General features: G+C 71.7%; 21 protein-coding genes and 1 pseudogene. 14 read left to right on the forward strand and 8 right to left on the reverse strand.

All coding sequences use genetic code 11. From position 1 onward, the window contains the following. Nucleotides 1-279: 279 nt before the first annotated feature. Complete coding sequence (locus tag ACFU8Q_RS07460) at nt 280-972, reverse strand: metal-dependent transcriptional regulator (protein ID WP_266747775.1); 693 nt, start codon at nt 970-972, stop codon at nt 280-282. 210 nt (nt 973-1182) lie between these two features. On the opposite strand from ACFU8Q_RS07460, the gene ACFU8Q_RS07465 reads away from it, so the two are divergent. After that, on the forward strand, nt 1183-1938 hold the full coding sequence (locus ACFU8Q_RS07465; RefSeq protein WP_384449142.1) for an SIS domain-containing protein: 756 nt from the start codon (nt 1183-1185) through the stop codon (nt 1936-1938). A 356-nt stretch (nt 1939-2294) separates the two neighbouring features. On the opposite strand, the gene pdxH is transcribed toward ACFU8Q_RS07465, so the two are convergent. Further along, a complete protein-coding gene (gene pdxH / locus ACFU8Q_RS07470; RefSeq protein WP_384449254.1) occupies nt 2295-2921 on the reverse strand; it encodes a pyridoxamine 5'-phosphate oxidase in 627 nt (208 codons plus the stop codon). A 220-nt stretch (nt 2922-3141) separates the two neighbouring features. On the opposite strand from pdxH, the gene ACFU8Q_RS07475 reads away from it, so the two are divergent. Continuing rightward, nucleotides 3142-4251 (forward strand): citrate synthase 2, encoded by a 1110-nt coding sequence (locus ACFU8Q_RS07475; protein WP_384449145.1) that lies wholly within the window; start codon nt 3142-3144, stop codon nt 4249-4251. A 21-nt stretch (nt 4252-4272) separates the two neighbouring features. Here ACFU8Q_RS07475 and ACFU8Q_RS07480 read toward each other — a convergent pair whose 3' ends face one another. Together ACFU8Q_RS07480 and ACFU8Q_RS07485 are read right to left on the reverse strand one after the other, a co-directional pair. Next, on the reverse strand, nt 4273-5067 hold the full coding sequence (locus ACFU8Q_RS07480) for a TIGR03084 family metal-binding protein (RefSeq protein WP_384449148.1): 795 nt from the start codon (nt 5065-5067) through the stop codon (nt 4273-4275). Nucleotides 5068-5259: 192 nt separating this feature from the next. Further along, the gene (locus tag ACFU8Q_RS07485; protein WP_384449151.1) at nt 5260-6234 is read right to left on the reverse strand and encodes a DMT family transporter; all 975 of its coding nucleotides are present in this window, start codon (nt 6232-6234) and stop codon (nt 5260-5262) included. A gap of 150 nt (nt 6235-6384) precedes the next feature. Between ACFU8Q_RS07485 and ACFU8Q_RS07490 the strand changes: the two genes are divergently transcribed. The 4 genes from ACFU8Q_RS07490 to ACFU8Q_RS07505 all read left to right on the forward strand — a co-directional run bounded on the left by ACFU8Q_RS07490 (nt 6385) and on the right by ACFU8Q_RS07505 (nt 9546). Next, nucleotides 6385-7302 carry a LysR family transcriptional regulator gene (locus ACFU8Q_RS07490; RefSeq protein ID WP_384449153.1) on the forward strand — a complete coding sequence of 306 codons (918 nt, stop codon included), beginning with the start codon at nt 6385-6387 and terminating at the stop codon, nt 7300-7302. A gap of 207 nt (nt 7303-7509) precedes the next feature. Further along, nucleotides 7510-8070, forward strand: coding sequence for a hypothetical protein (locus ACFU8Q_RS07495; RefSeq protein WP_384449156.1), 561 nt, complete (start codon nt 7510-7512; stop codon nt 8068-8070). Between the two features lie 406 nt (nt 8071-8476). Further along, nucleotides 8477-9364, forward strand: coding sequence for a Scr1 family TA system antitoxin-like transcriptional regulator (locus ACFU8Q_RS07500; RefSeq protein ID WP_384449159.1), 888 nt, complete (start codon nt 8477-8479; stop codon nt 9362-9364). After that, a complete protein-coding gene (locus tag ACFU8Q_RS07505) occupies nt 9361-9546 on the forward strand; it encodes a DUF397 domain-containing protein (RefSeq protein ID WP_384449162.1) in 186 nt (61 codons plus the stop codon). The genes ACFU8Q_RS07500 and ACFU8Q_RS07505 overlap by 4 nt, the downstream gene beginning before the upstream one ends. Nucleotides 9547-9754: 208 nt before the next feature. Here ACFU8Q_RS07505 and ACFU8Q_RS07510 read toward each other — a convergent pair whose 3' ends face one another. Then, nucleotides 9755-12589, reverse strand: a complete 2835-nt coding sequence (locus ACFU8Q_RS07510) for an FAD-binding and (Fe-S)-binding domain-containing protein (RefSeq protein WP_384449165.1) — start codon at nt 12587-12589, stop codon at nt 9755-9757. Between the two features lie 343 nt (nt 12590-12932). On the opposite strand from ACFU8Q_RS07510, the gene ACFU8Q_RS07515 reads away from it, so the two are divergent. The 8 genes and pseudogenes from ACFU8Q_RS07515 to ACFU8Q_RS07550 form a co-directional block, all read left to right on the forward strand. Continuing rightward, nucleotides 12933-14378 (forward strand): sensor histidine kinase, encoded by a 1446-nt coding sequence (locus tag ACFU8Q_RS07515; protein WP_384449168.1) that lies wholly within the window; start codon nt 12933-12935, stop codon nt 14376-14378. After that, the gene (locus ACFU8Q_RS07520; RefSeq protein WP_327273700.1) at nt 14375-14818 is read left to right on the forward strand and encodes a roadblock/LC7 domain-containing protein; all 444 of its coding nucleotides are present in this window, start codon (nt 14375-14377) and stop codon (nt 14816-14818) included. Before ACFU8Q_RS07515 ends, ACFU8Q_RS07520 begins: the two co-directional genes overlap by 4 nt. Next, entirely contained in the window at nt 14815-15177 is a 363-nt protein-coding gene (locus tag ACFU8Q_RS07525) for a DUF742 domain-containing protein (RefSeq protein ID WP_266747753.1), read from the forward strand. Before ACFU8Q_RS07520 ends, ACFU8Q_RS07525 begins: the two co-directional genes overlap by 4 nt. Further along, nucleotides 15158-15808, forward strand: a complete 651-nt coding sequence (locus tag ACFU8Q_RS07530; protein ID WP_384449172.1) for an ATP/GTP-binding protein — start codon at nt 15158-15160, stop codon at nt 15806-15808. Before ACFU8Q_RS07525 ends, ACFU8Q_RS07530 begins: the two co-directional genes overlap by 20 nt. Then, nucleotides 15805-17097 (forward strand): cytochrome P450, encoded by a 1293-nt coding sequence (locus ACFU8Q_RS07535; protein ID WP_384449175.1) that lies wholly within the window; start codon nt 15805-15807, stop codon nt 17095-17097. The genes ACFU8Q_RS07530 and ACFU8Q_RS07535 overlap by 4 nt, the downstream gene beginning before the upstream one ends. Further along, a complete protein-coding gene (locus tag ACFU8Q_RS07540; protein ID WP_384449178.1) occupies nt 17094-18302 on the forward strand; it encodes a cytochrome P450 in 1209 nt (402 codons plus the stop codon). Before ACFU8Q_RS07535 ends, ACFU8Q_RS07540 begins: the two co-directional genes overlap by 4 nt. Before the next feature lie 110 nt (nt 18303-18412). Next, nucleotides 18413-19531, forward strand: coding sequence for a phosphoserine transaminase (gene serC, locus ACFU8Q_RS07545; RefSeq protein WP_384449181.1), 1119 nt, complete (start codon nt 18413-18415; stop codon nt 19529-19531). Between the two features lie 129 nt (nt 19532-19660). Next, nucleotides 19661-19786: pseudogene (locus ACFU8Q_RS07550) on the forward strand (Uma2 family endonuclease); the annotation flags it as partial. Here ACFU8Q_RS07550 and ACFU8Q_RS07555 read toward each other — a convergent pair. The 3 genes from ACFU8Q_RS07555 to ACFU8Q_RS07565 all read right to left on the reverse strand — a co-directional run bounded on the left by ACFU8Q_RS07555 (nt 19787) and on the right by ACFU8Q_RS07565 (nt 22666). Further along, the gene (locus ACFU8Q_RS07555) at nt 19787-21088 is read right to left on the reverse strand and encodes a DUF1116 domain-containing protein (RefSeq protein ID WP_384449184.1); all 1302 of its coding nucleotides are present in this window, start codon (nt 21086-21088) and stop codon (nt 19787-19789) included. It abuts the pseudogene before it with no gap. Next, entirely contained in the window at nt 21085-21738 is a 654-nt protein-coding gene (locus ACFU8Q_RS07560) for a hypothetical protein (protein ID WP_384449187.1), read from the reverse strand. The genes ACFU8Q_RS07555 and ACFU8Q_RS07560 overlap by 4 nt, the downstream gene beginning before the upstream one ends. Before the next feature lie 61 nt (nt 21739-21799). Then, on the reverse strand, nt 21800-22666 hold the full coding sequence (locus ACFU8Q_RS07565; protein ID WP_384449190.1) for an NAD-dependent epimerase/dehydratase family protein: 867 nt from the start codon (nt 22664-22666) through the stop codon (nt 21800-21802). Nucleotides 22667-22728 lie beyond the last annotated feature (62 nt).

The following is a 22728-nucleotide window of genomic DNA, read 5'->3' on the forward strand; positions in this document are numbered from 1 at the left end:
GGGGAGGACAGGCCCCGGCGCCGCAAGGCGCCGGGGCCCTCTGCGTGCGCAACCCGGACGTGCGTAACGTACGGAACGAACCGAACATGCCGAACGAGCAAGTACCACGGGCGCATCCGCCTGCTCCCTCCCCGACCCGCACGGTCAGGTGGCCGACACTCTCAGGTATGCCTCAGCCACAGCCTGGCACGTGATCCGTCCGAGCGCTGCGGTTCCGGACGGAAAAGAAGGGAAGCGGACGTCACGCTTCAGCGTCCGTCGCGCTCGGCCACGAATCCGTCAGCGCTTGGCCACGAACACATGCGAGGCGACCTCGGCGTCCAGCTCCGCCGCCTCGCCACTGCTGCCGACCAGCACTCCGCCGGGCGACTGGGTCACGCTGACCACGGAACCGGGCTGCACACCCGCCCGCCGCAGCGTGTACATCAGCTGGGCGTCCGTCTGGATCGGCTCACCGATCCGGCGCACGACCACGGTCTTGCCCTCGGCGCCCGGGTCGAGCTCCGACAGGCTCACCATGCCCTCGTCGAGGAACGGGTCGGCCTCGGCCTTCTCGCCCAGCTCCTCCAGGCCGGGGATCGGGTTCCCGTACGGCGACTCCGTCGGGTGGCGCAGCAGCTCCAGCACCCGCCGCTCCACGGCCTCGCTCATCACATGCTCCCAACGGCATGCCTCGGCGTGCACCTGCTCCCACTCCAGGCCGATCACGTCGACGAGCAGGCACTCGGCGAGCCGGTGCTTGCGCATGACGCGGGTCGCGAGGCGGCGCCCCTCGCCGGTCAGCTCCAGGTGGCGGTCGCCCGCGACCTGCACCAGGCCGTCACGCTCCATGCGCGCCACCGTCTGGCTGACCGTCGGACCGCTCTGGTCCAGCCGTTCCGCAATCCGGGCGCGCATGGGGACCACGCCTTCCTCTTCGAGTTCGAGGATGGTGCGGAGATACATCTCCGTGGTGTCGATCAGTCCGGACATTCGTGCCCCTCGATGCTGTGACATGAAAAACGTCGTGCGCTGGCCCTGACCCAATTCTGACGCATACCGCTGACAACCGTGCCGCGCCGACCGAACACCGTGCAGCGGAGCGGCGTGGGCGGTATTGACAGGCCACTGGTCCGGACCGCAACGTGATCGGCGGCACGGACACCCCACGGACCATTCTCACCGCCGGAAAGGGCCTCCTCGATGAGCGACAGCAAGCTGGCCGGTCAGTTCTTCGATGCAGCGATCGGCCTGCTGGAGCGCGTACGCGACGAGGAGTCCGGCAACATCGCGGCCGCCGGTGCCGCGATCGCCGACACGGTCGCCGCGGGTGGCCGGCTCTTCGCCTTCGGCGCCGGGCACTCCTCGCTCGCCGCGCAGGACGTCGTCTACCGGGCGGGCGGACTCGCCCTGATGAACCTGCTGGCCGTCCCGGGAACGCTCGGCGTCGACGTCATGCCCGCGACCCTCGGCTCGGCGCTGGAGCGGGTCGACGGGCTGGCGAGCGCGGTACTCGACTCCAGCCCCGCCGAGGCGGGCGACGTCCTCGTGATCATCTCGCTCTCCGGGCGCAACGCGCTGCCGGTGGAGATGGCGATGAACGCGCGCGCGCTCGGCCTGAAGGTCATCGGCGTCACCTCGGTCGCGTACGCGGACGGCACCCGGTCCCGGCACGCCTCGGGTGGTTTCCTGCGGGACCACTGCGACATCGTGCTCGACAGCAAGATCTCCATCGGCGACGCGGAGCTGACCACCGAGGGGATCGAGGCACCGTTCGGACCCGCGTCGACGGTGGTCACCAGCGCGGTGATGCAGGCGATGATGGCCGCCGCGGCGGAGCAGCTCGTGGCGCGCGGGATCGAGCCGCCGATGCTGCGGTCGGGGAACGTCGACGGCGGCCACGAGTGGAACGGGCGCGTCATGACGGAGTACCGGGACCGGATCTTCTACCGGCGCTGAGAAAGCTGAGAAAGCGGCATCCGGCACGACGTCGCCGCCGGACAAGCCGGTTCTGCCCGGGTGACGGATACGCGTACGGCTCCAGGCAGGAAGTCACCGGAATAAATGGGTTGAGAGGCTCTCCGAGGGTTCCTAAGCTGCTGCCACACGCGAAAGGAGGTGTTCCGGAAGTGATTTCTTCTCGGACTCGTGAGGTGGCTGCGGGCTGACGCCCGTTGTCGCGCTCTTTGCAGTGCAGGCCGGTCATCGGCCAATCCCAAGCAGTCACCGACCCGCAGGCTCGCCGGTAAGTCCGGCCGGCTCCTCCGCAAGGAGGGACCAGAGCCTGCGGGTTTCTGCGTGTCCGGACCGGTTCGCTACGGGCACAGGCGCTCGACGCGCCAGTTCTCGCCCTCGCGTACGTACCTCAGGCGGTCGTGCAGCCGGTTCTCGTGGCCCTGCCAGAACTCGATCGTGTCGGGGACGACGCGGAAGCCGCCCCAGTGCGGGGGCGCGGGGATGTGTTCGCCCTCGGGGTAGCGGGCGGCCAGTTCCTCGTAGCGCCGGATCAGCTCGTCGCGGGAGCCGATCACCGACGACTGGGCGCTCGCCCAGGCGCCGAGCTGGGAGCCGTGCGGGCGGGTGCGGAAGTAGGCGACCGTTTCCTCGCGGCCGACGCGGGACGCCTGGCCGGTGATGATGACCTGGCGGGCCATCGGGTGCCAGGGGAAGAGCAGTGAGACATAGGGGTTGGCCGCCAGTTCGCGGCCCTTGCGGGACTCGTAGTTGGTGAAGAAGACGAAGCCGCGTTCGTCGTACTTCTTCAGCAGCACCGTGCGTGAGGACGGGCGGCCCTCGGGGGTGGCGGTGGAGACCACCATGGCGTTGGGCTCGTACAGCACCCCGCCCGCGGCGACCTGCCGGAACCAGTGGGCGAACTGCTGGATCGGGTCGGCGGCCAGCGTGTCCTCGGTGAAGCCCTCGGAACGGTACTGCTCGCGCATCGCGGCCGGATCGGTGGTGGAATCGGAGGAGGAATCTGCGGTGGGCACGGGGTCATCCTGCCGCAGCGGTCGCGTCCGCCCGTCAAGGAGGGGCGTCAATCCGTCACCGGTGAATGGGGAGCTGTGCCGGATGTCACGCTTCCCCGCGTCGTGGGAACCCGCCAATATCTTGGGGCAGGCCACTGTGGCCTCCGTACAGCCGCCGACCGAGGGAGCCGCCATGTCCGACTTCGTACCGGGACTAGAGGGAGTCGTCGCGTTCGAGACGGAGATCGCCGAACCGGACAAGGAAGGCGGTTCGCTCCGTTACCGGGGCGTCGACATCGAGGATCTCGTCGGCCATGTGTCGTTCGGACATGTCTGGGGTCTGCTCGTCGACGGGGCGTTCAACCCCGGTCTGCCGCCCGCCGAGCCGTTCCCGATTCCGGTGCACTCGGGTGACATCCGGGTCGATGTGCAGTCCGCGCTGGCGATGCTCGCTCCCGTCTGGGGCCTGCGGCCGCTGCTCGACATCGACGAGGAGACGGCGCGCAACGATCTGGCGCGGGCCGCGGTGATGGCTCTGTCGTACGTCGCCCAGTCGGCGCGCGGGCAGGGGCTGCCGATGGTTCCGCAGAGCGAGATCGACAAGGCGCAGTCCGTGGTCGAAAGGTTCATGATCCGCTGGCGCGGCGAGCCGGACCCCCGGCACGTCAAGGCCGTCGACGCGTACTGGACGTCGGCCGCCGAGCACGGGATGAACGCGTCCACGTTCACGGCCCGTGTCATCGCGTCGACCGGCGCCGATGTGGCGGCGGCGCTGTCGGGTGCGGTGGGCGCGATGTCGGGGCCGCTGCACGGGGGTGCGCCGTCCCGGGTCCTCGGCATGATCGAGGAGATCGAGCGCACCGGGGACGCCGCCGCGTACGTGCGCAAGGCCCTGGACAAGGGTGAGCGGCTGATGGGCTTCGGGCACCGGGTCTACCGGGCGGAGGACCCGCGGGCACGCGTGCTGCGGCGCACGGCCGAGGAGTTGGGCGCGCCGCGCTTCGAGGTGGCGCTGGCGCTGGAGAAGGCCGCGCTGGAGGAGCTGCACGCGCGGCGCCCGGACCGGGTGCTGGCGACGAACGTGGAGTTCTGGGCGGCGATCATGCTGGACTTCGCGGAGGTTCCGGCGCACATGTTCACGTCGATGTTCTCGTGCGCGCGTACGGCGGGCTGGTCGGCGCACATCCTGGAGCAGAAGCGGACGGGGCGCCTGGTGCGGCCTTCGGCGCGCTACGTCGGTCCCGGGGCGCGTGATCCCCGGGAGATCGAGGGGTACGAGCAGATCACGGACCTGCGGAACTGAGACCGTCCGGCCTGAGCCCGGTCACTCCTCACTTCCCTGGGGTGCGCGGCCGGGTCCGGGCGGCCCGGCGAACGCCTGGGCGATGTCGAGCCATTGGCCGGCGTCGGGTCCGGTGGCGCGGACGGCGAGGTCGTCGCGGTGGGCGCGCTGGGTGACGAGCAGGCAGAAGTCGAGCAGCTGCCCGGTGACGCGCTGCGGTGCGTCCTCGGGCCCGAAGGCGATCAATTCGCCGTCCGGCGCGATCAGTTCGACCCGGAACTCGTCCTCGGGCGCCGCGATCCCCCGTACCAGGTAGGCGTAGTCCCTGGCCCGCACCCCGATCCGGGCGACGTGCCGCAGCCGGGCGGTGGGGGCCCGGGTGACACCGAGGGCGTCGGCGATGTCCTGACCGTGCGCCCAGGTCTCCATGATCCGGGCGGTCGCCATGGAGGCGACGCTCATCGGCGGTCCGTACCAGGGGATGCGCACACCGGCCGGCGCGGCCCGCAACACCGCCTCCAGCCGCGCGCACCCGTCCCGCCACCGCGCGAGCAGCACATCCGGCGCGAGAACGGCCAGTTCCTCGGCGCCCCGGTCGACGAAGGACTCGGGCGCCTCCAGGGCCTTGGCGGCCTCTCCGGCGAAGGCGTCGGGATCGGTGGCGGCCAGCAGCGCGATCTCGTCGGTCCAGGCGAGATGGGCGATCTGATGCGCGACGCTCCAGCCGGGGGCGGGGGTCGCGGCGGCCCATTGCCCGGTGCTCAGCCCCCGTACGAGTACGTCGAGTTCCTGGCTCTCGTCGTGCAGATCGTCGATCACGGCTGCGACATCGGGCACGGTGCGCTCCCCTCGGGGCATGGCGGTGTGCCCAGCAGCACGGTAGCGGACCCATGAATAGGCGAGCATCCTTGCGTGATTTTCTGCCCTGACGCGCGAGCCCTGACGCTGCTCAAGCCCGGACGCTCGGGCCCGGACGCGCGGGCTGGTGCGGCGCCGAGCGGCCGGGCGTGGCCCAGGGGTGGTCAGGGCTCAGGTGTGGTCGCGGCCCTTCGCGCCCCCCACCTGGCTGCGCACCGCGCCCATGCTCGCCCCGATGACCAGGGCGATGGCCAGGGCGTCCGTCGTGGAGAGGGCCTGGTCGAGGATGAGGAAGCCGGCCGTGGCCGCGATCGCCGGTTCCAGGCTCATCAGGATCGCGAAGGTGGGCGCGGGCAGCCGGCGCAGTGCCATGAGTTCGAGGGTGTACGGGAGGACCGAGCTCAGCAGTGCGACCGCCGCACCCAGTCCCAGCGTGGACGGGACCAGCAGCTTCGAGCCCGACTCCAGGATGCCGAGGGGCAGGGAGAGGAGTGCGGCGACCACCATGGCCAGGGCCAGGCCGTCCGCCTGGGGGAAGCGGCGTCCGGTGCGGGCACTGAAGACGATGTACGTCGCCCACATGGCGCCCGCGCCCAGTGCGTACGCGGCGCCGACCGGATCGAGACGGTCGAAGCCACCCCCGCTCAGCAGCACGACGCCGCCCAGCGCGAGGCCCGCCCAGACCACATTGATCAGGCGGCGGGAGGCGATCACCGAGAGGGCGAGCGGGCCCAGCACCTCCAGGGTGACGGCCGCGCCCAGCGGAATGCGGTCGGCGGCCTGGTAGAAGAGCGTGTTCATGCCGCCCATCGCCACCCCGAACGCGAGGACCGTGCCCCAGTCGGCGCGCGAGTATCCGCGCACCTTCGGGCGGCAGACGATCATCAGGGCGAGCGCGGCGACGGCCAGGCGCAGGGTGACGACGCCGAGTGCGCCGGCCCGCGGCATCAGCAGGACCGCGACCGCCGCGCCGAACTGGACGGAGAGGCCGCCCGCGACCACCAGCGCGACCGGAGCGAGCGCCGCCCCGCGGCGCCGTGGGCGGGCAGCCGCCGCCCCGTCCAGGGCGGGCACCGCCTCCGGTACGGCGACGGCCGCGGCCCGCTCCGCGTCCGCCGCCCCTGCTGCACTGCGCTGGTCGTTCACCTGCGGTGTTCCTCCCCAACCAAAAAGTTCACTTCAATGCACTGCTCGATTGAAGATACTGCACTCTCGCCCTGTGGCACCTCCTCTCAAGGTAGGTATCTCCGCGTGGCACGTAAAATGCCTGCTGCGCTCCCGTTATGCTCCCCGCGCATGAGCCTGGGACGCAGCGGTGACGGCCGTACCGGAAGCACATCGAGCCGCGGCATCGAGATCCGCCATCTGCGCGCCTTCCTCGCCGTCGCCGACGAGGGCAACGTCACCCGCGCCGCCGCCCGGCTCCGCCTCACCCAGCCCGCGGTCTCCCGTACGCTCGCCGCACTGGAGCAGCACCTCGGCATCCGGCTCGTCGACCGGTCCACCCACCATCTCGTCCTCACGCCCGAAGGCATCGCCTTCCGGGACAAGGCCGCCGCCGCGGTCGCCGCGTTCGACGAGGCGCTCGACGCGGGCGGCCCGCACCACTGGCCACTGCGGATCGGGCACGCCTGGTCCGCGTTCGGCCCGTACACCACGCCGCTGCTCCGCCGCTGGCAGGAGCGGTATCCGCAGATCCCGCTCGAACTGCTCCGGATCGACGACCGCACCGCCGGGCTGACCCGCGGCGAGGTCGATGCCGCGCTGCTACGGGGGCCCGTCGAGGCGCCGGGGCTCGTCACCGAGGTGCTGTTCGACGAGGACCGGGTGGCGGCGGTGGCGGCGGACGGGCCGCTCGCCGCCCACGCCACGCTCCGGCTCGCCGATCTGGCGGGCGGCACCGTCGTCCTCAACACCGTCTCCGGCACCACCACCTTGGACCTGTGGCCGCCGGACGCGAGGCCCGCCGCGACGCTCACCGTCGCCAACACCGACGACTGGCTGACCGCCATCGCGGCGGGGCGCGGCGTCGGAGTCTCCGCCGCGTCCACCGCCGGGATGCACCCGCACTCCGGGGTCGCCTACCGCCCACTCCTCGACGCCCCGACCGTCCCCGTCCTGCTCGCCCGGCGCGACGCCCCCGGCCATCCCGCGCTGCCGGAGCTCGCCGCCCTCGCCCGCGAGATCGTGGCGCAGGACACCACCGACGGCTGAGGAACTCCCGCACGGGGCCGGATGGTCCGGGTGAGCGACCCCGCCCGTCTCAGCTCACTCCTCGACCACCGGACGTCACAGGTGCCTGTCAGCGCGACGTGCGGGGCCGCCGGTGCGGCATCCGGGCCGTCAGCCGGTTCGGTGCCGACGCCGACTTCCGTACCTCCTCCAAGCCTTAGCGACCCCGCCGAGAAAGGCCCGCACCTCATGCCCGTCGACCAGACGTCCTGGGAAGCCGCGGTACGCCACCTGTACGAGGACGCGTACCCGTACGACGCCACGGGCCCGCGTCGCCACGAGGACTGGGTCCTTGACGTCCTCGCGCTGATGGCGCGGGTCCCGGACCCGCGGGGCTGGGCCGGTCTCGACGACGCGGCCCAGAACCCGGAGCGCGAGGCGTCCCCCACGTACCCCTTCGTCGCCCACCCCCCGGAGTACATCGCGAGGCGTCTCCAGGAGATCGACCGGGACAGCGCCGAGAACCTGCTCCTTGCCCTCACGGACGACTGCTGCACCCTGTCCAACTTGAGGCGCTTCACGGAAAGCGAGGAGGAACTGCGGGCGATGGCGCGGACAGTCCTCGCACGTTACGGGGACGAGGCCACGTATCACACCAACGTCAGCAAGCGCGGCAGCGAGCCCGGCACACTCGACTTCACGACGCCGAACTCGGGGTACCGCCCGCTGAGCGTCTACTCGGAGGACTGCGGCCTGATCGTCGTCTCGGACACCGAGGTGGGCATGTTCTGGAATTTCTCCGACTACTGAACCGCCTGCCACCTGTACGAGCTCTGCTCTTGAGCAGGTGATTTGAGAGGATGCCCCCGTGCTGACCCGTTCCGCTTCCTAGCCCGACCGGGAGACCACCCAATGGGCCACCCAGCAGGGTGGTGACCACCAACGAGCAGGCCATCCACCGCTGGCTCGCCCAGAACACCCGGGCCCGCCTCACCATCGAGGCCGCCTGGCCCTCCCGCGCGAGGTCGAACTGAGCGGCTGAGTGAATACACCGACGGTAACCGGCACTTGGCGGTTCGCGGGGGCGAGGACCTGCATGCGTACGCTGAGTCAGCGTACGCACACAATCAGTGGACGGTACGCATCGCGCGGCGTGACGATGGAGCCGAGTCAGAAGCGGTACGGCGGGGCGGGTGCGCGCGAAAGGTGGCCGACTGTGGCCTACGAGAACACGGACGACGGCGCTGCGGAAACGGCGGCGGGAGGAACGGGCGCGGGAGCCGGCGCCGAGCCCGGGGTGTCGGACAGTCTGCGCACGTTCGGCGCGTTCGTCCAAGCTTTACGGGAGCACGCGGGCTTCAGCCGCGAGGAGTTCGGCGACCAGGTGCGCTTCTCCAAGCACACCGTCGCCTCGATCGAGCAGGGCCGCCGGATGCCGGACCGCGACTTCGTGGAACGCGCGGAGGTGGCACTCGGGAACACCGGCGCGCTACGGAAGGCCGCACCGCATCTGACACGGCAGGCGGGACTGGCGAGTTGGTTCCGGCAGTGGGCACGGGTGGAGACGACGGCGATCAGCCTGTACACGTACGAGTGCCGGGTCGTGCCGGGCCTGTTGCAGACGGAGGCGTACGCGCGGGCGGTGTCGCTGAACGTCCCGCCGCTGCCCGACCCGGACGAGTTGGAGGAGCGGATCGCGGCGCGGCTCGCTCGGCAGGAGCTCCTGGCAGTGACGCGGAAGCCGCCGACGGCGTTCAGCTTCATCGTGGAACAGGCGGTGCTGGAGCGGTGGACCGGCGGGGAGGCGGTGACGCGGGAACAGTTCGACCGGCTGCTGGAGTTGATCGCGCGGAACTGGAACGTGGAGTTTCAGGTGATGCCGACGCGGAGGCCGACGCACGCCGGGCTTGACGGTCCCATGCAGCTGGCCGAGACGCCTGACAATCGTTGGTTCGCCTACTCTGAGGGGCAGCAGAACGGACGGTTGATCGCCCACGCGAAAGAGATCAGCCTGCTCCAGCAGCGGTATGCGAAACTGCGCTCACAGGCCCTGACCCCCGAGGACTCCCTGGGCCTGTTGAGGCGATTGCGAGGAGCGCTATGAGCACGTCCGAACTGGCCTGGTTCAAGAGCAGCTACAGCGGCTCGCAGGGTGACAGCTGCGTCGAGGTGGCGAAGGGCGCGCAAGCGATCCACGTCCGGGACTCCAAGGACCAACTGAGCCCCGAACTCGCCCTCTCCCCCGCCGCGTGGGACGACTTCGTCTCCTACGCCGCCCAGCGCTGACCTTCACGCCCCACGCCGGACCCGTCTGGCGCGGGGCGCTGCCGTTCCCCGGGCAGGCGGCCTCCACGATGAGCTGGGGCAGGGCGCCGGACTCCTCCTGGCGGTCAGGCGGATAGCACCCCTTGACAGCTCCTCCCCGAAGCCCGAGGCCCGACCCCCGGCTCCCGGCCCTCGGCTCCCGAAGCTCGGGCTTCCGCCGCCCCGTACCTCAGCCACAGGAAGTACCCGATTCCGGCGGCAGCCCCTCTGCCAGCAGTTCCGCCAGGTGCCGTGCCCGTACGCCGCCCAGCTGGTCCAGCTGCGTCCGGCAGGAGAAGCCGTCAGCCAGGAAGACCGTGCCCGGTTCCGACGCCCGCACCGAGGGCAGCAGGCTCTCCTCCGCGCACGCCACCGACACGTCCCAGTGGCCCCTCTCGAAGCCGAAGTTTCCGGCCAGGCCGCAGCAGCCGCCGCTCAGCTCGCCGGTCAGGCCCGCCCGCTCGCGCAGTCGGCGCTCCGCCGCGTCGCCCAGGACCGCGTGCTGGTGGCAGTGGGTCTGGCCGGTGACCGGGCGGTCCAGGCGGGGTGGTTGCCAGTCGGGGGCGTACTCCTCCAGGTACTGGGCCAATGTCCGTACCGATGCCGCCAGTTCGGCGGCCCGTGGGTCGTCGGGGAGGAGTTCGGGCAAATCCGTGCGGAGGGTCGCGGCGCAGCTCGGTTCCAGGACGACGATCGGGTCGCCGAGACAGACGCCCATCCGGTCCAGGGTGCGGCGCATGACCTTGCGGGCCTTGTCCAGTTGGCCCGTGGATACGTAGGTGAGGCCGCAGCACAGCCCCTGGCCGGGGACCAGCGTTCTGCGGCCCGCCGACTCCAGGACCCGGACCGCCGCCCGTCCCACCTCGGGCGAGAGGTGGTTGGTGAAGGTGTCGGGCCAGACCATGACCACCTCGTCGTTCGAGGAGACGAACGTGCCCTTGCCCCAGCGCCGGTCCAGCCACCGGGTGAACGTCTCCCGCGCCAGTACCGGGAGCGTCCGTTCGGGAGCGATGCCCGCCAGCCGTTTGGCCAGGGCCGCCAGCGGGCGCACCCGGGCCAGGGCGTTGAGGGCGGGCGCGATCGGAGCGGCCAGGCGCAGCCACGTCGGCAGCCGGCCCATCGCGTAGTGGGCCGCCGGGCGCAGCCGTCCCCGGTAGTGGTGGTGCAGGAACTCCGCCTTGTACGTGGCCATGTCGACGCCCACCGGGCAGTCGCTGCGGCAGCCCTTGCAGGACAGGCAGAGATCGAGCGCGTCGCGCACCTCCGTCGACCGCCAGCCGTCCGTGATCACCTCGCCCGCGAGCATCTCGTGCAGCAGCCGGGCCCGGCCGCGGGTGGAGTGGGCCTCCTCGCCGGTCGCGCGGAAGGACGGGCACATCACCCCCGCGCCCGCCGACTCCGTCGTTCGGCACTTGGCGACGCCCACGCATCTGCGTACCGCCGAGGAGAAGTCCCCGCCGTCGTGCGGGTAGCCGAACGTGACGTCCACCGGGCGCTCGGGCAGCACCTCGAAGCGGAGGTTCTCGTCGAGCCGGGCGGGGCGGGCGAGGATGCCGGGGTTCATGCCGCCGTCCGGGTCCCAGATGTCCTTGAACCGGGAGAAGAGAGCGACCAGTTCGTCCCCGTACATCCGCGGGAGCAGTTCGGCGCGGGCCTGGCCGTCGCCGTGTTCCCCGCTCAGGGACCCGCCGTGCGCGACGACGAGGTCCGCCAGTTCCCCGGAGAAGCGGCGGAAGCGGGCGATTCCGTCCGTGTTCAGCAGGTCGAAGTCGATCCGTACGTGGATGCAGCCGTCGCCGAAGTGCCCGTACGGGGTGCCGCGCAGGCCGTGGGCGGCGAGCAGGGCGCGGAAGTCGCGGAGGTACGGGCCGAGGCGGGCGGGCGGTACGGCGCAGTCCTCCCAGCCGGGCCAGGCCTCCGTGCCGTCCGGCATCCGGGTGGCGGTGCCCGCCGCGTCCTCGCGGATGCGCCACAGGGACCGCTGCCCGGCCGGGTCGGTGACGACCGCACCATCGAGCGCGTCGGCCGCCCGGAGGATGCGTTCGGCGTGCGCCCGCGCCTCGGCCGGGGTGGCGCCGCCCGTCTCGACGAAGAGCCAGGCCGCTCCGCGCGGCAGTCCGGCCGGTTCCGGTACGAGGTCGGCGGCCATGCCCTCCACGGTCAGCGGGTGGTACGGGAGCAGGCCGGGGGCGGCTTCGGCGGCCGCGGACTCGTCCGCGTAACCGAGCACGGCGAGCGCGCGGGCCGCCGGTGCCTCGACCAGCCGTACGGTCGCCTCCGTCACCACGCCGAGCGTGCCCTCGCTGCCGCAGAAGACACGGGCGAGGTCGGTTCCGCGCTCGGGAAGGAGCGCGTCCAGGGCGTATCCGGAGATGCGGCGCGGGAGTTCGGGGAATCCGGTACGCAGGAGGGCGAGGTTCGCGGCGACGAGTTCGGGGAGGCCGAAAAGCGCTCCGGGCAGTGGGGACTCCCGGCCCAGTCGCAGTGCGCCGCCGCCGTAGCGGGCCACGGTCAGGCCGTGCACGTTGTCGGCGGTGGTGCCCCACGCGACGGAGTGCGCGCCGCAGGAGTTGTTGCCGATCATGCCGCCCAACGTGCAGCGGCTGTGCGTGGCGGGGTCGGGGCCGAAGGTGAGTCCGAACGGGGCGGCGGCGGTGCGCAGGTCGTCCAGGATCACGCCCGGCTGGACGACCGCGGTACGGGACCCGGCGTCCAGCTGGACGATCCTGCGCATATGGCGTGTGAGGTCGAGGACGACACCCGTGCCGGTGGCCTGCCCGGCGATGGAGGTGCCACCGCCGCGCGGGACCACGGGCACCGCGTGCGCGCGGCAGACGGCGAGCGCGGCGGCCACGTCGTCGGCGTCGCGCGGGGTGACGACACCGAGCGGTACGCGGCGGTAGTTGGAGGCGTCCATCGTCGTCAGCGCCCGGGCGGTGCGGCCGAAGTCGACCTCTCCGCGGACCGCGGTGCGCAGGGCCTGTGCGAGTGCGTCGCGCTCCGGCGGTTTCTGATGTGCGGCCATGGGCCCAGGATGCCGCCGATCCGGTCACCCGGCGGCCCGCACCCGTGCGAGTCCCCCGAAAACGTCCATACGAATACGTCAATACGTCGGAATGCGTCGGATGCGTAATCACATACGTGACAGAGAACGCCACAAGCACTTCCCAAAAGGAGTGTCAATTCTCATATAGTGACCACGACTTGTCTGGGAATCATCAGCTCCAGTTGTCGCGTTCGCCCCCGTCGTACCGATCTGCCCCCATCGGACCCGTAGGCCATGCCTGCCCCGAAAGCACCCGCAAGCCCCGCGTTCGTCCGAGCCCCGTAAGCCCCCCGTTCGTCCCGTCCGCCCCCAAGGACTCCACTTGCGCCCCTCATCCCGGCCGACCGCGCTGGCCCTGCTGATCTCACTGGTCGTCACCGGTTCCCTGTGCCTGTGGGCGGTCGTCGCCGCCCCCGACTCGGTGCGGACCACGCTGGCCTGGGGTGCGGGCGCCGCCGCCGTGGCGCTGTCCGCCGCCGTGGCCACCGCCGTCCACGCCCGCGCCACGGCGAACCGCTTGCGTGCCCGTCTCACGGCGGAGACCCAGCGGTTCACCGGCGAGATCAGCCGGCTCGTGTCCGCCTCCGCAGCCGAGGGCCAGCGGTTCACCGCCGAGACCGCCCGGATCAAGGCCGCCGCCGAGGCCGAGACCGCCCGGATCACCACGCAGGCCGCCGCCGACACCGAACGGTTCACCGGCGAGGTCGAGCGGCTCACCGCCCGCGCGGCCCGCAGCGACACCGAGCGTTCCGCCGCGATCGCCGCCTGCGCCAACGCCGCCGGCCGGATGCAGGCCCTGGCCACCAGCATGCTCGCCGACCTGCGCGAGATGGAGCACCGGCACTCCGCCGAGGACGTGCTCGGTGATCTGCTCCATCTCGACCACCGCACCGCCCAGGCGGGCCGGCTCGCCGACTCCATCGCCGTGCTGACCGGTGCCCGCTCCGGGCGGCGCTGGGCGAAGCCGATCGTGATGGAGTCGATCCTGCGCGGCGCGATGGGGCGGATCAGCGGCTATCAGCGGGTACGTCTCCACTCGACCAGCGACGTCGCGGTCGCCGGCCACGCCGCCGAGGGCATCATGCACGCACTCGCCGAACTCCTCGACAATGCCGCCAACTTCTCGCCGCCGACGGCCGAGGTCCATGTGTACGTCGAGGAGGTACCGGCCGGCATCGTTCTGACCGTCGAGGACAGCGGCCTGGTCATGAGCGATGTGCAGCTGCGCCGCGCCGAGCGTGCGGTGTCGGCCACCCACCAGGATCTGACCGGGCTCTCCGGCACCCGGCTAGGCCTCGCCGTCGTCGGCCGACTGGCCCGCAAGCACGGTCTGACCGTGTCGTTCCGGCCGTCCGCGCGCGGCGGCACGGGCGCGCTGATGATGCTCCCGCAGGAGCTCCTCACCCGGACCGCGGTGCCGGTACCGGTGCAGGTGCCGCCCCCGGTCACGGAGCCGTCGTCCGGTTCGGCGTCCGAGCCGGAGCCCGCGCACGGAGCGGCCACCACGGCTCCCGACACCGACGCCCCGGACTCCCCCTCGTCCGAGACCACCCGCAACCTCCCCCGGTTCGGCGAGAGCGGGCTCCCCAAGCGCCCCCGCGGCCGCACCCTCGCCGCCGCCGAGGCCCGTGCCCACGCCAACCCCGACGGTGCCGCGACCGCTCGGCCGCGTACCGCCGACCCCAAGGAACAGGCAGCCCGCTTCAGCAGCTTCCGCCAGGCTGTCCGGCCCAATCCCCCGCACCCGGAAGAAGGCAACACCCCATGACCGCGACCACCGACGAGAAGCTCAACTGGCTGCTGGAGGGGCTCCTGGAGCGCACCCCCGGCACTCGTCACGCCCTCGTCCTGTCCAGGGACGGCCTCAAGCTGTGCCGCACCCCCGAGCTCTCCGTCGATCAGGCCGATCAGCTGGCCGCGATCTCCGCCGGTATCCAGAGCCTCTCGCACGGCGCGTCCGTCGAGTTCGGTGACGGCACCGGCGGCGTACGGTCCGCGATGGCGGAGTTCTACGGCGGTGTGCTGTTCATCGTCGAGGCGGGCGCGGGCGCCCATCTCGCGGTCGTCGCATCCGATGAGGCCGACGTCGGCCTCATCGGCCACAACATGAGCGAACTCGTCGAGCAGCTCGGCGAGCACCTCAGCGCCCCGCCGCGCTCCCCCTCGGCCACCGAGGCCGGCGCAGCCGACGCGACCGCATCCGTATGACTCGCCCCCGCCCCGGCCGGGACGACGCGCCGGACCGGCTGTACACCCTCACCGGTGGCCGCAGCCGGTCCGATTCGGACGCGTTCGACCTGGTGACGCTGGTGGTCTCCGAGTGCGAACCGGCTCCCGGCATGCAGTCGGAACACGTCACCATCCTGCGGATGTGCCAACTGCCCACCGCGGTCGTGGAGATCGCGGCGGGCCTCGGCCTGCCCGTCAGCATCGTCCGGATCATGCTGTCCGATCTGCTGGACACCGGCCGGATCAGCGCCCGCCACCCCCGTACCGCCCGTGTCGCGGACCGGCTCCCCGACCCCGACATCCTGGAACAGGTGCTCGTTGGACTCCGCAACCTCTGACCGTGCCGCCCTGCGGCCGACGGCCGACAACGGACTGAAGATCGTTGTCGTCGGCGGCTTCGGGGTCGGCAAGACCACCATGGTCCGGTCCGTCAGCGAGATCCGTCCGCTGAACACGGAAGAGACCATGACCCGCGCGGGCGAGGCCGTCGACCACCTCGACGGTGTGCACGCGAAGACGTCCACGACCGTCGCCTTCGACTTCGGCCGGATCTCGCTCGACGAACGCTCGGTGCTGTACCTCTTCGGCGCCCCGGGCCAGGAACGGTTCTGGTTCCTGTGGGACCGGCTGTTCTCGGGCACGCTCGGCGCCGTCGTTCTCGTCGACACCCGCCGGCTCGCCGACTCCTGGTACGCGATCGACCGCCTGGAACACCACGGCACGCCGTTCATCGTGGCGTGCAACGACTTCGGCGGCCCGCTCCACACCGAACAGCAGATACGCGAGGCGCTCGACCTCTCGGACGACGTGCCCCTGGTGGAGTGCGACGCCCGGGACCGTTCGTCCAGCAAGTACGTACTGATCACGCTGGTCGAGCACCTGCACGCCCTCTCGCAGCGCAAGGCCGCCACCCCGTCCGCCGCCGGCCCGGAGACCACGCCGGCGAAGACCCCGGAGCCCACCTCGTGACCCAGCCCCCGGCGCCACCCGCCGGCTGCCCCGTGTCCCAGGGCCGCGCGCCGCTCTCCGGCCCTCGGTTCCAGACCGAACCGACCCGGCTGTACCGGGAGATGCGCCGCGACCACGGGGCCGTGGCGCCCGTCGTCCTCGACGGCGACGTGCCCGCCTGGCTCGTGCTCGGCTACCGCGAACTGCACCAGGTCACCGGTGACCCGGTGCTGTTCAGCCGCGACTCCGACCTGTGGAACCAGTGGGACCGCATCCCGGACGACTGGCCGCTGCTGCCGATGATCGGCCGCAAGCAGCCGTCGATCCTCTACACGGTCGGCCCCCGGCACACCGAGCGCGCGGCGATGATCAGCAACGCGCTGGAGTCCGTCGACCCGTTCGCCCTGAAGCGGTACGCGGAGGAGTTCGCCGACGCGCTCATCGACCGGTTCTGCTCCACGGGCGGGACGGAGATCATCGCCGAGTACGCGATGCTGCTCCCCGCCCTCGTCCTGGCGAAGATCTACGGCTTCGGCAACGCCGTCGGCGCGGAGCTCGTCGGCTCGATCAACGACATGATCGACGGCCGGGAGCGGGCACTGGCCGGGCAGCAGCACCTCGCCTCGTCCATGGTCCAGTTGCTGGTCGACAAGCACGCCGCGCCCGGCGACGACGTCGCGACGCGGATGCTCGCCGACACCGGCGGCTTCACCGACGAGGAGGTCGCCCAGGACCTGATGGTCATGATGGCCGCGGGCCACCAGCCGACCGCCGACTGGATCGGCAACTCGCTGCGGCTGATGCTCACCGACGACCGGTTCGCCGCCTCCCTCTCGGGCGGCCGGCACAGCGTCGCCGAGGCCATGAACGAGGTGCTCTGGGAGGACACCCCGACGCAGAACGTGGCGGGCCGCTGGGCGTCGCGCGACACCCGTCTCGGCGGGCGCCACATCGAGGCGGGCGACCTGCTGCTGCTGGGCATCGCCGCCGCCAACGCGGACCCGCAGGTCCGTACCGACGGTTCCGCGCTGACCGGCGGCAACAACGCGTTCCTCTCCTTCGGCCACGGCGAGCACCGCTGCCCGTTCCCGGCTCAGGAGACCGCCGAGGTCATCGCCCGTACGGGCATCGAGGTGCTGCTGGACCGGCTCCCGGACATCGACCTCGCCGTCCCCGCCGAGCAGCTCACCCGACGCCCGTCCCCGTGGCTGCGCGGCCTGACGGACCTGCCGGTGGTCTTCACACCCACGCCCGCCCTCGGAACCACCGCCGAAAGTACCCTCGCAACCGCCCTCGGAGGCCAGAGATGACCCGGATCGCCCTCGACCCCTTCGTCACCGACCTCGACGGCGAGAGCGCCCGGCTGCGGGCCGCGGGCCCGCTCGCCGAGGTGGAACTGCCGGGCGGGGTGCACTGCTACGCGGTCACCCACCACGCGGAGGCGCGGCAGCTGCTCACCGACAGCCGGCTCGTGAAGGACATCAACGTCTGGGGAGCCTGGCAGCGCGGCGAGATACCGATGGACTGGCCGCTGATCGGCCTCGCCAACCCGGGCCGCTCCATGCTCACCGTCGACGGCGCGGACCACCGCCGGCTGCGCACCCTGGTCGCGCAGGCGCTGACCGTGAAGCGGGTGGAGCGGCTGCGGGCCGGCATCGAGGCGCTGACCACGGCGAGCCTGGACCGGCTGGCGGCGCTGCCCGAGGGCGAGAAGGTCGACCTGAAGGCGGAGTTCGCGTACCCGCTGCCGATGAACGTGATCAGCGAGCTGATGGGCGTGGACAGCGCGGACCACCCGCGGCTGAAGGAGCTCTTCGAGAAGTTCTTCTCGACGCAAACGCCGCCCGAGGAGGTCCCGCAGATGATGGCGGACCTCACGGCGCTCTTCACGAAGATCGTCGACGCCAAGCGGGAGAATCCGGGCGACGACCTCACCAGCGCCCTGATCGCGGCCTCGGAGGACGGCGACCACCTCACCGACGAGGAGATCGTCAACACCCTCCAGCTGATCATCGCGGCCGGTCACGAGACCACGATCAGCCTCATCGTCAACGCGGTCGCCGCGCTCCAGACCCACCCCGAGCAGCGCAAGCAGGTGCTGAACGGGGAGGTGCCGTGGGAGAACGTGATCGAGGAGACGCTGCGCTGGAACACCCCCACGTCCCATGTCCTGATCCGGTTCGCCACGGAGGACATCGCGGTGGGCGAGAAGGTCCTGCCCAAGGGCGAGGCGCTGATCGTCTCCTTCGGCGCGCTCGGGCGCGACGAGGCGCAGCACGGGCCGACGGCCGGTGACTTCGACGTCACCCGCTCGCCCAACCGCCACATCGCGTTCGGCCACGGCCCGCACGTCTGCCCGGGTGCGGCGCTGTCCCGGCTGGAGGCGGGGGTGGCACTGCCCGCGCTGTACGAGCGGTTCCCGGACCTGGAGCTCGCCGTTCCGGCGTCCGAGCTGCGGAACAAGCCGATCGTCACCCAGAACGACCTGTACGACCTGCCGGTGGAACTGGGCTGAGCTGCGGCGTCCCCCACGGCCTCCCCGTAGGCCGCCCACGTACCGGAGCGGGTGTCTCATCCGACGGACACGGTCCTCGACCCCGTCCTTGAGGTACTACGCTCCGGTTCGTGGCCGATATCCAGATTCCCGCTGACATCAAGCCCGCCGACGGACGCTTCGGCGCCGGTCCTTCCAAGGTGCGGACGGAGGCGCTCGACGCGCTGGCCGCCACCGGTACGTCTCTTCTCGGTACGTCACACCGCCAGGCCCCGGTCAAGAACCTGGTCGGCGCGGTGCGTCAGGGCGTGCGCGACCTCTTCTCCCTCCCCGAGGGGTACGAGGTGATCCTGGGCAACGGCGGCTCCACCGCCTTCTGGGACATCGCGACGCACGGACTCATCGAGACGAAGTCCCAGCACCTCACCTTCGGCGAGTTCTCGTCGAAGTTCGCGAAGGCCGCCAAGCTCGCCCCGTGGCTGGCCGACCCGACCGTGATCGCCTCCGACCCGGGCACCCACCCGGAGCCGAGCGCCGAGGCGGGCGTGGACGTCTACGCGTTCACGCACAACGAGACCTCGACCGGTGTCGCCGCGCCGGTCAAGCGCGTCGCGGGCGCCGACGAAGGCTCCCTGGTCCTGGTGGACGCCACCTCCGGCGCGGGCGGCCTGCCGGTCGACATCACCGAGTCGGACGTCTACTACTTCGCCCCGCAGAAGTCGTTCGCCTCCGACGGCGGGCTCTGGATCGGCGTCTTCTCCCCGGCCGCCCTGGAACGCGCCGCGCGCGTCCACGCGTCGGGCCGCCACATCCCGGAGTTCTTCAGCCTGCCGACGGCGATCGACAACTCGCTCAAGAACCAGACGTACAACACCCCGGCCCTGGCCACGCTCTTCCTCCTGAACGAGCAGCTGAACTGGCTGAACTCGCAGGGCGGCCTGGACTTCTCGGTCGGCCGCACGGCCGCCTCTGCGCGGAACCTGTACGGCTGGGCGGAGGAGTCCAAGTACGCGACCCCGTTCGTCACCGACCCGGCGAAGCGCTCGCAGGTGATCGGCACGATCGACTTCTCGGACGAGATCGACGCCGCGGCCGTCGCCAAGGTGCTGCGCGCCAATGGCATCGTCGACACCGAGCCGTACCGCAAGCTGGGCCGCAACCAGCTGCGCGTGGCGATGTTCCCGGCGATCGACCCGGCGGACATCCAGGCGCTGACGGCCTGCGTCGACTACGTGATCGAGAAGCTGTAACAGGCACGGCGTCACGCGAATACGCGTGCGAAGGGCCCCACGCACATCGGGTGCGCGGGGCCCTTCGTCGTTCACTCGGCCGGGTGGCGGAACGGCTTCCGGGCACGGGCGGGGGTGCGTCCGACGACAGGCGGCGGTTACGGCAGCCACCAGGTGTACGCCCCCGGGCAGACGGCCACGCTGCCCGATTCGATCGGCGCCCCGGTGACCCTCGATGTCGCCGAGCTGATCCGGGCCGGCCGCCCCCGGAGCTGATCAGCCGGCGGCCGCATCCTGGAACAGGGACACCGGGGTGTCGAAGACGCCGCCGCCGATCCGGCCGTGCGTACCGGTCTCCTCGATCATGCCGAGCAGCACCATCGGGCCGGTACCGGCCGCGGTGATCCGGGCGGCGCTGGTGCCGATGTACTTGCCCGTGCCGCCCGAGGCGCAGGGGGCACCCGGTCCGGTCCCGGCGGCGAACGGGCGGGCCAGCAGCCTGGCCGGCCGGTCGGCGGCGTCCTCGGGAAGATACTCGCCGAGCGCGGCGCGTACCGCGGGCGCGTACTCCAGGGCCTGGCCGCCGAAGCCGAGCACGTCGACCACCGCGCTGTCACCGACCGCGCCGAGGACACGGCGCCCTTCGTGAGCAGGCTCGACCGGACCGCGGGGCGCAGTGGCGGGAACGGTGAACCAGCGGCCCGGTGTTCCGGCCAACTGCACCCCGAATTCCGTGCCGTTGCCGCCGGCCCGGGTGATCAGGGTGGCGTCCGGCACCCCTTCGGCGGCGCCGAGGGCGAGCGAGGCCGCGGCCATCCACAGGTTGAGGGCGAAGGCGCCCGCGCCGTCGAGGAAGGCCACGGACCGCTCGGACAGTCCGGATCCGGGCGATCCGTCGCCGGCCACCGGTCCCCGCAGCCGCGCGGCCACCAGCCGGGACCCGGCGAGCGTACGGCTGTGGCACTCGTCGCCTTCGGCGAGTGCGGCGGACATCAACGGATACAGCTCGACGGGACCCGCCTCCGGCGCGGCCGTCAGTACGGCCGCCAGTTCCTCGGCGAAGGCGCCGTTGAGCCAGCGGTGGTGTGCCACGATCCGGGGGTCGGCGGTGCCCAGACGCAGGGCGTACTCCTGGCCCTCGTTGAGCACCGCGTACCGCACCCGGCGCGGACCGGCGGCCGTGTCGGTGTCCGACGGGCCCAGGTCGTGCACCACGTGCAGGGCCATGGACGGTGAGACGGCACCCGCGAGGGGCACCACGATGTCGTGGTCCTGGGCCGCGCCCACCGGCACCTCGCCGGAGACGGCCAGCCGCCTGCCCTCCTCGACGCCGTCCGCCCAGCCCTCGAGGACGCAGGCCAGGGCGAGCGAGTTGAGCACCGGAGCGGGGATGGTGGCCGGGTCGCCGAAGGGAGGCCCGGCGTGCAGCAACAGCCGGTCCTCGCCGAGGACCTCGCGCACGGTGGTCATTCCGGTCCAGGCCGGACGGCAGCGGGCCAGCAACTCGAAGGCCCGCTGGTCGGCAGTCGGCGCAGGGGCCGTCTCCTGTGCCGTGGTCGTCGCCGGGGTCGTCGTCATGCCTGCGCCGCCTCGGCGCCCCCGTCGCGCACCCACGTCTCGGAGAGCGCGAGCGCGGCGGACTGGGCGGGGCCGTTCAGGAAGTCGCGTTCCACCGTGGAGCCGGGCAGGACGGCGCCGTTCACGGTCACGTGCGCGGCCCCGGCCGTCCGGAACACGCTGAACATCTCGTGCTGTCCGGTGCCGGACTGCGGTCCGGGGACGTCCACGGCGAAGGGGCTGCCGAGGTCTTCCCACGTCATCGCCAGGGACAGCCCGCGCTCCCCGGCACGCGCCGACTCGGTGTGCACCGTCGCCCCGTCGCCCTCGGTGGTGAACACGGCGCCGCCGACCAGTTCCAGTGTGTCGAGCGCGGCCGACGCCGGGCGGAACAGCACGAAACGGCGGACGAATCCGTCGATCAGGAATCGGGCCAGCGGCTCGTTGTCGGTGAGCGCCAGCCGTACGGGGGCCGGGCCGTCCGCCCCCTCGGCACGGTTGTCGTAGGGGTCCTCGACGGTGAGGACGAGGCTGCCGGGACCGAACTCGGAGGCCGTCACGCGGAAGAACAGCGAGAGCGCGGACCAGTCGCCGGCCGGGTCCGTCTTGAGGTAGATGAAGGGGTTGTCGCCGGTCCAGTCGACCTTGCCGGGGCGTACCACGTCGGCCATGAGCGTAAGTCCTTGTCTGTGCGGGGCGGGTGGAGCGGGTTTCTGACGGGCTGGGCGGGGCTCAGAGGCCCTGGGCGGCGCGCAGTTCCAGGAAGTCGGAGGTCGGCTCCCAGCCGAGCAGGTCGCGGGCCCGGTTGCTGGAGAAGACGGAGGCGCGGGGACTGGTCCGGTAGAGCCGCGGGTTGCGGATCTCCGGCAGCTCGCCGAAGCGCTCGCGGTACCACTCCAGGGTGGGTTCGGGCCGGCAGGTGTCTGCGGCGGAGAGGAAGAACGCGCCGTACCGCAGCCCGTCGGTCTCCAGGGCGGCGCGGAAGCCGCGGGCGACGTCCTGGGCGGTGACGTAGTAGTAGAGCCAGTGCAGTTCGGGGTTGTCGATGAAGTCGACGAACTCCGGCAGCGTCTCGGGCAGCACCACGGCGAGCGGACGCAGACAGATGACGTCCATGTCGGTGCCGCGGGTGAAGCTCAGCCCCATCTCCTCGATGATCCGCTTGCTGACGCTGTACGCCTGCACGGGGCGGTTCTCGTGGTCCTCGTCGACGGAGAGGTAGCGGGGTGTCCAGTCGGCCCGCATCTCGGAGAGCCCGCAGGCCGAGATGGACGAGGTCAGGACGGTCTTGCGGACGCCGTTCTCGGCTGCCGCCTGGAGCACGTGCCAGGAGCCGAGGGTGTTGACCCTGATGTACGACTCGGGGGCGGCCTTCCAGTCGTAGTCGATGGCGGCCAGGTGGACGACGGCGTCGGCGCCCTTGGTGACCTGGCGGACCGCCTCCAGGTCCATCACGTCCGTCTGCACGTAGGTGACGGAGGCGTCGGACGCGACCCGGTCGGCGTTGGTGACGTCGAAGGTGCGTGCCAGCTCCTCGACGACGTACCGGCCGACCCGGCCCGAACCGCCGGTGACGACGACCTTGGAAATGGGACGCATGAGTGGTTCCTCTCGGGACTCGATTTGCTCTGAGGTGTTCTGGACCGGGCCGGAGCGGCTGT

The organism is Streptomyces sp. NPDC057543 (assembly GCF_042801895.1).
GTDB lineage: Bacteria > Actinomycetota > Actinomycetes > Streptomycetales > Streptomycetaceae > Streptomyces.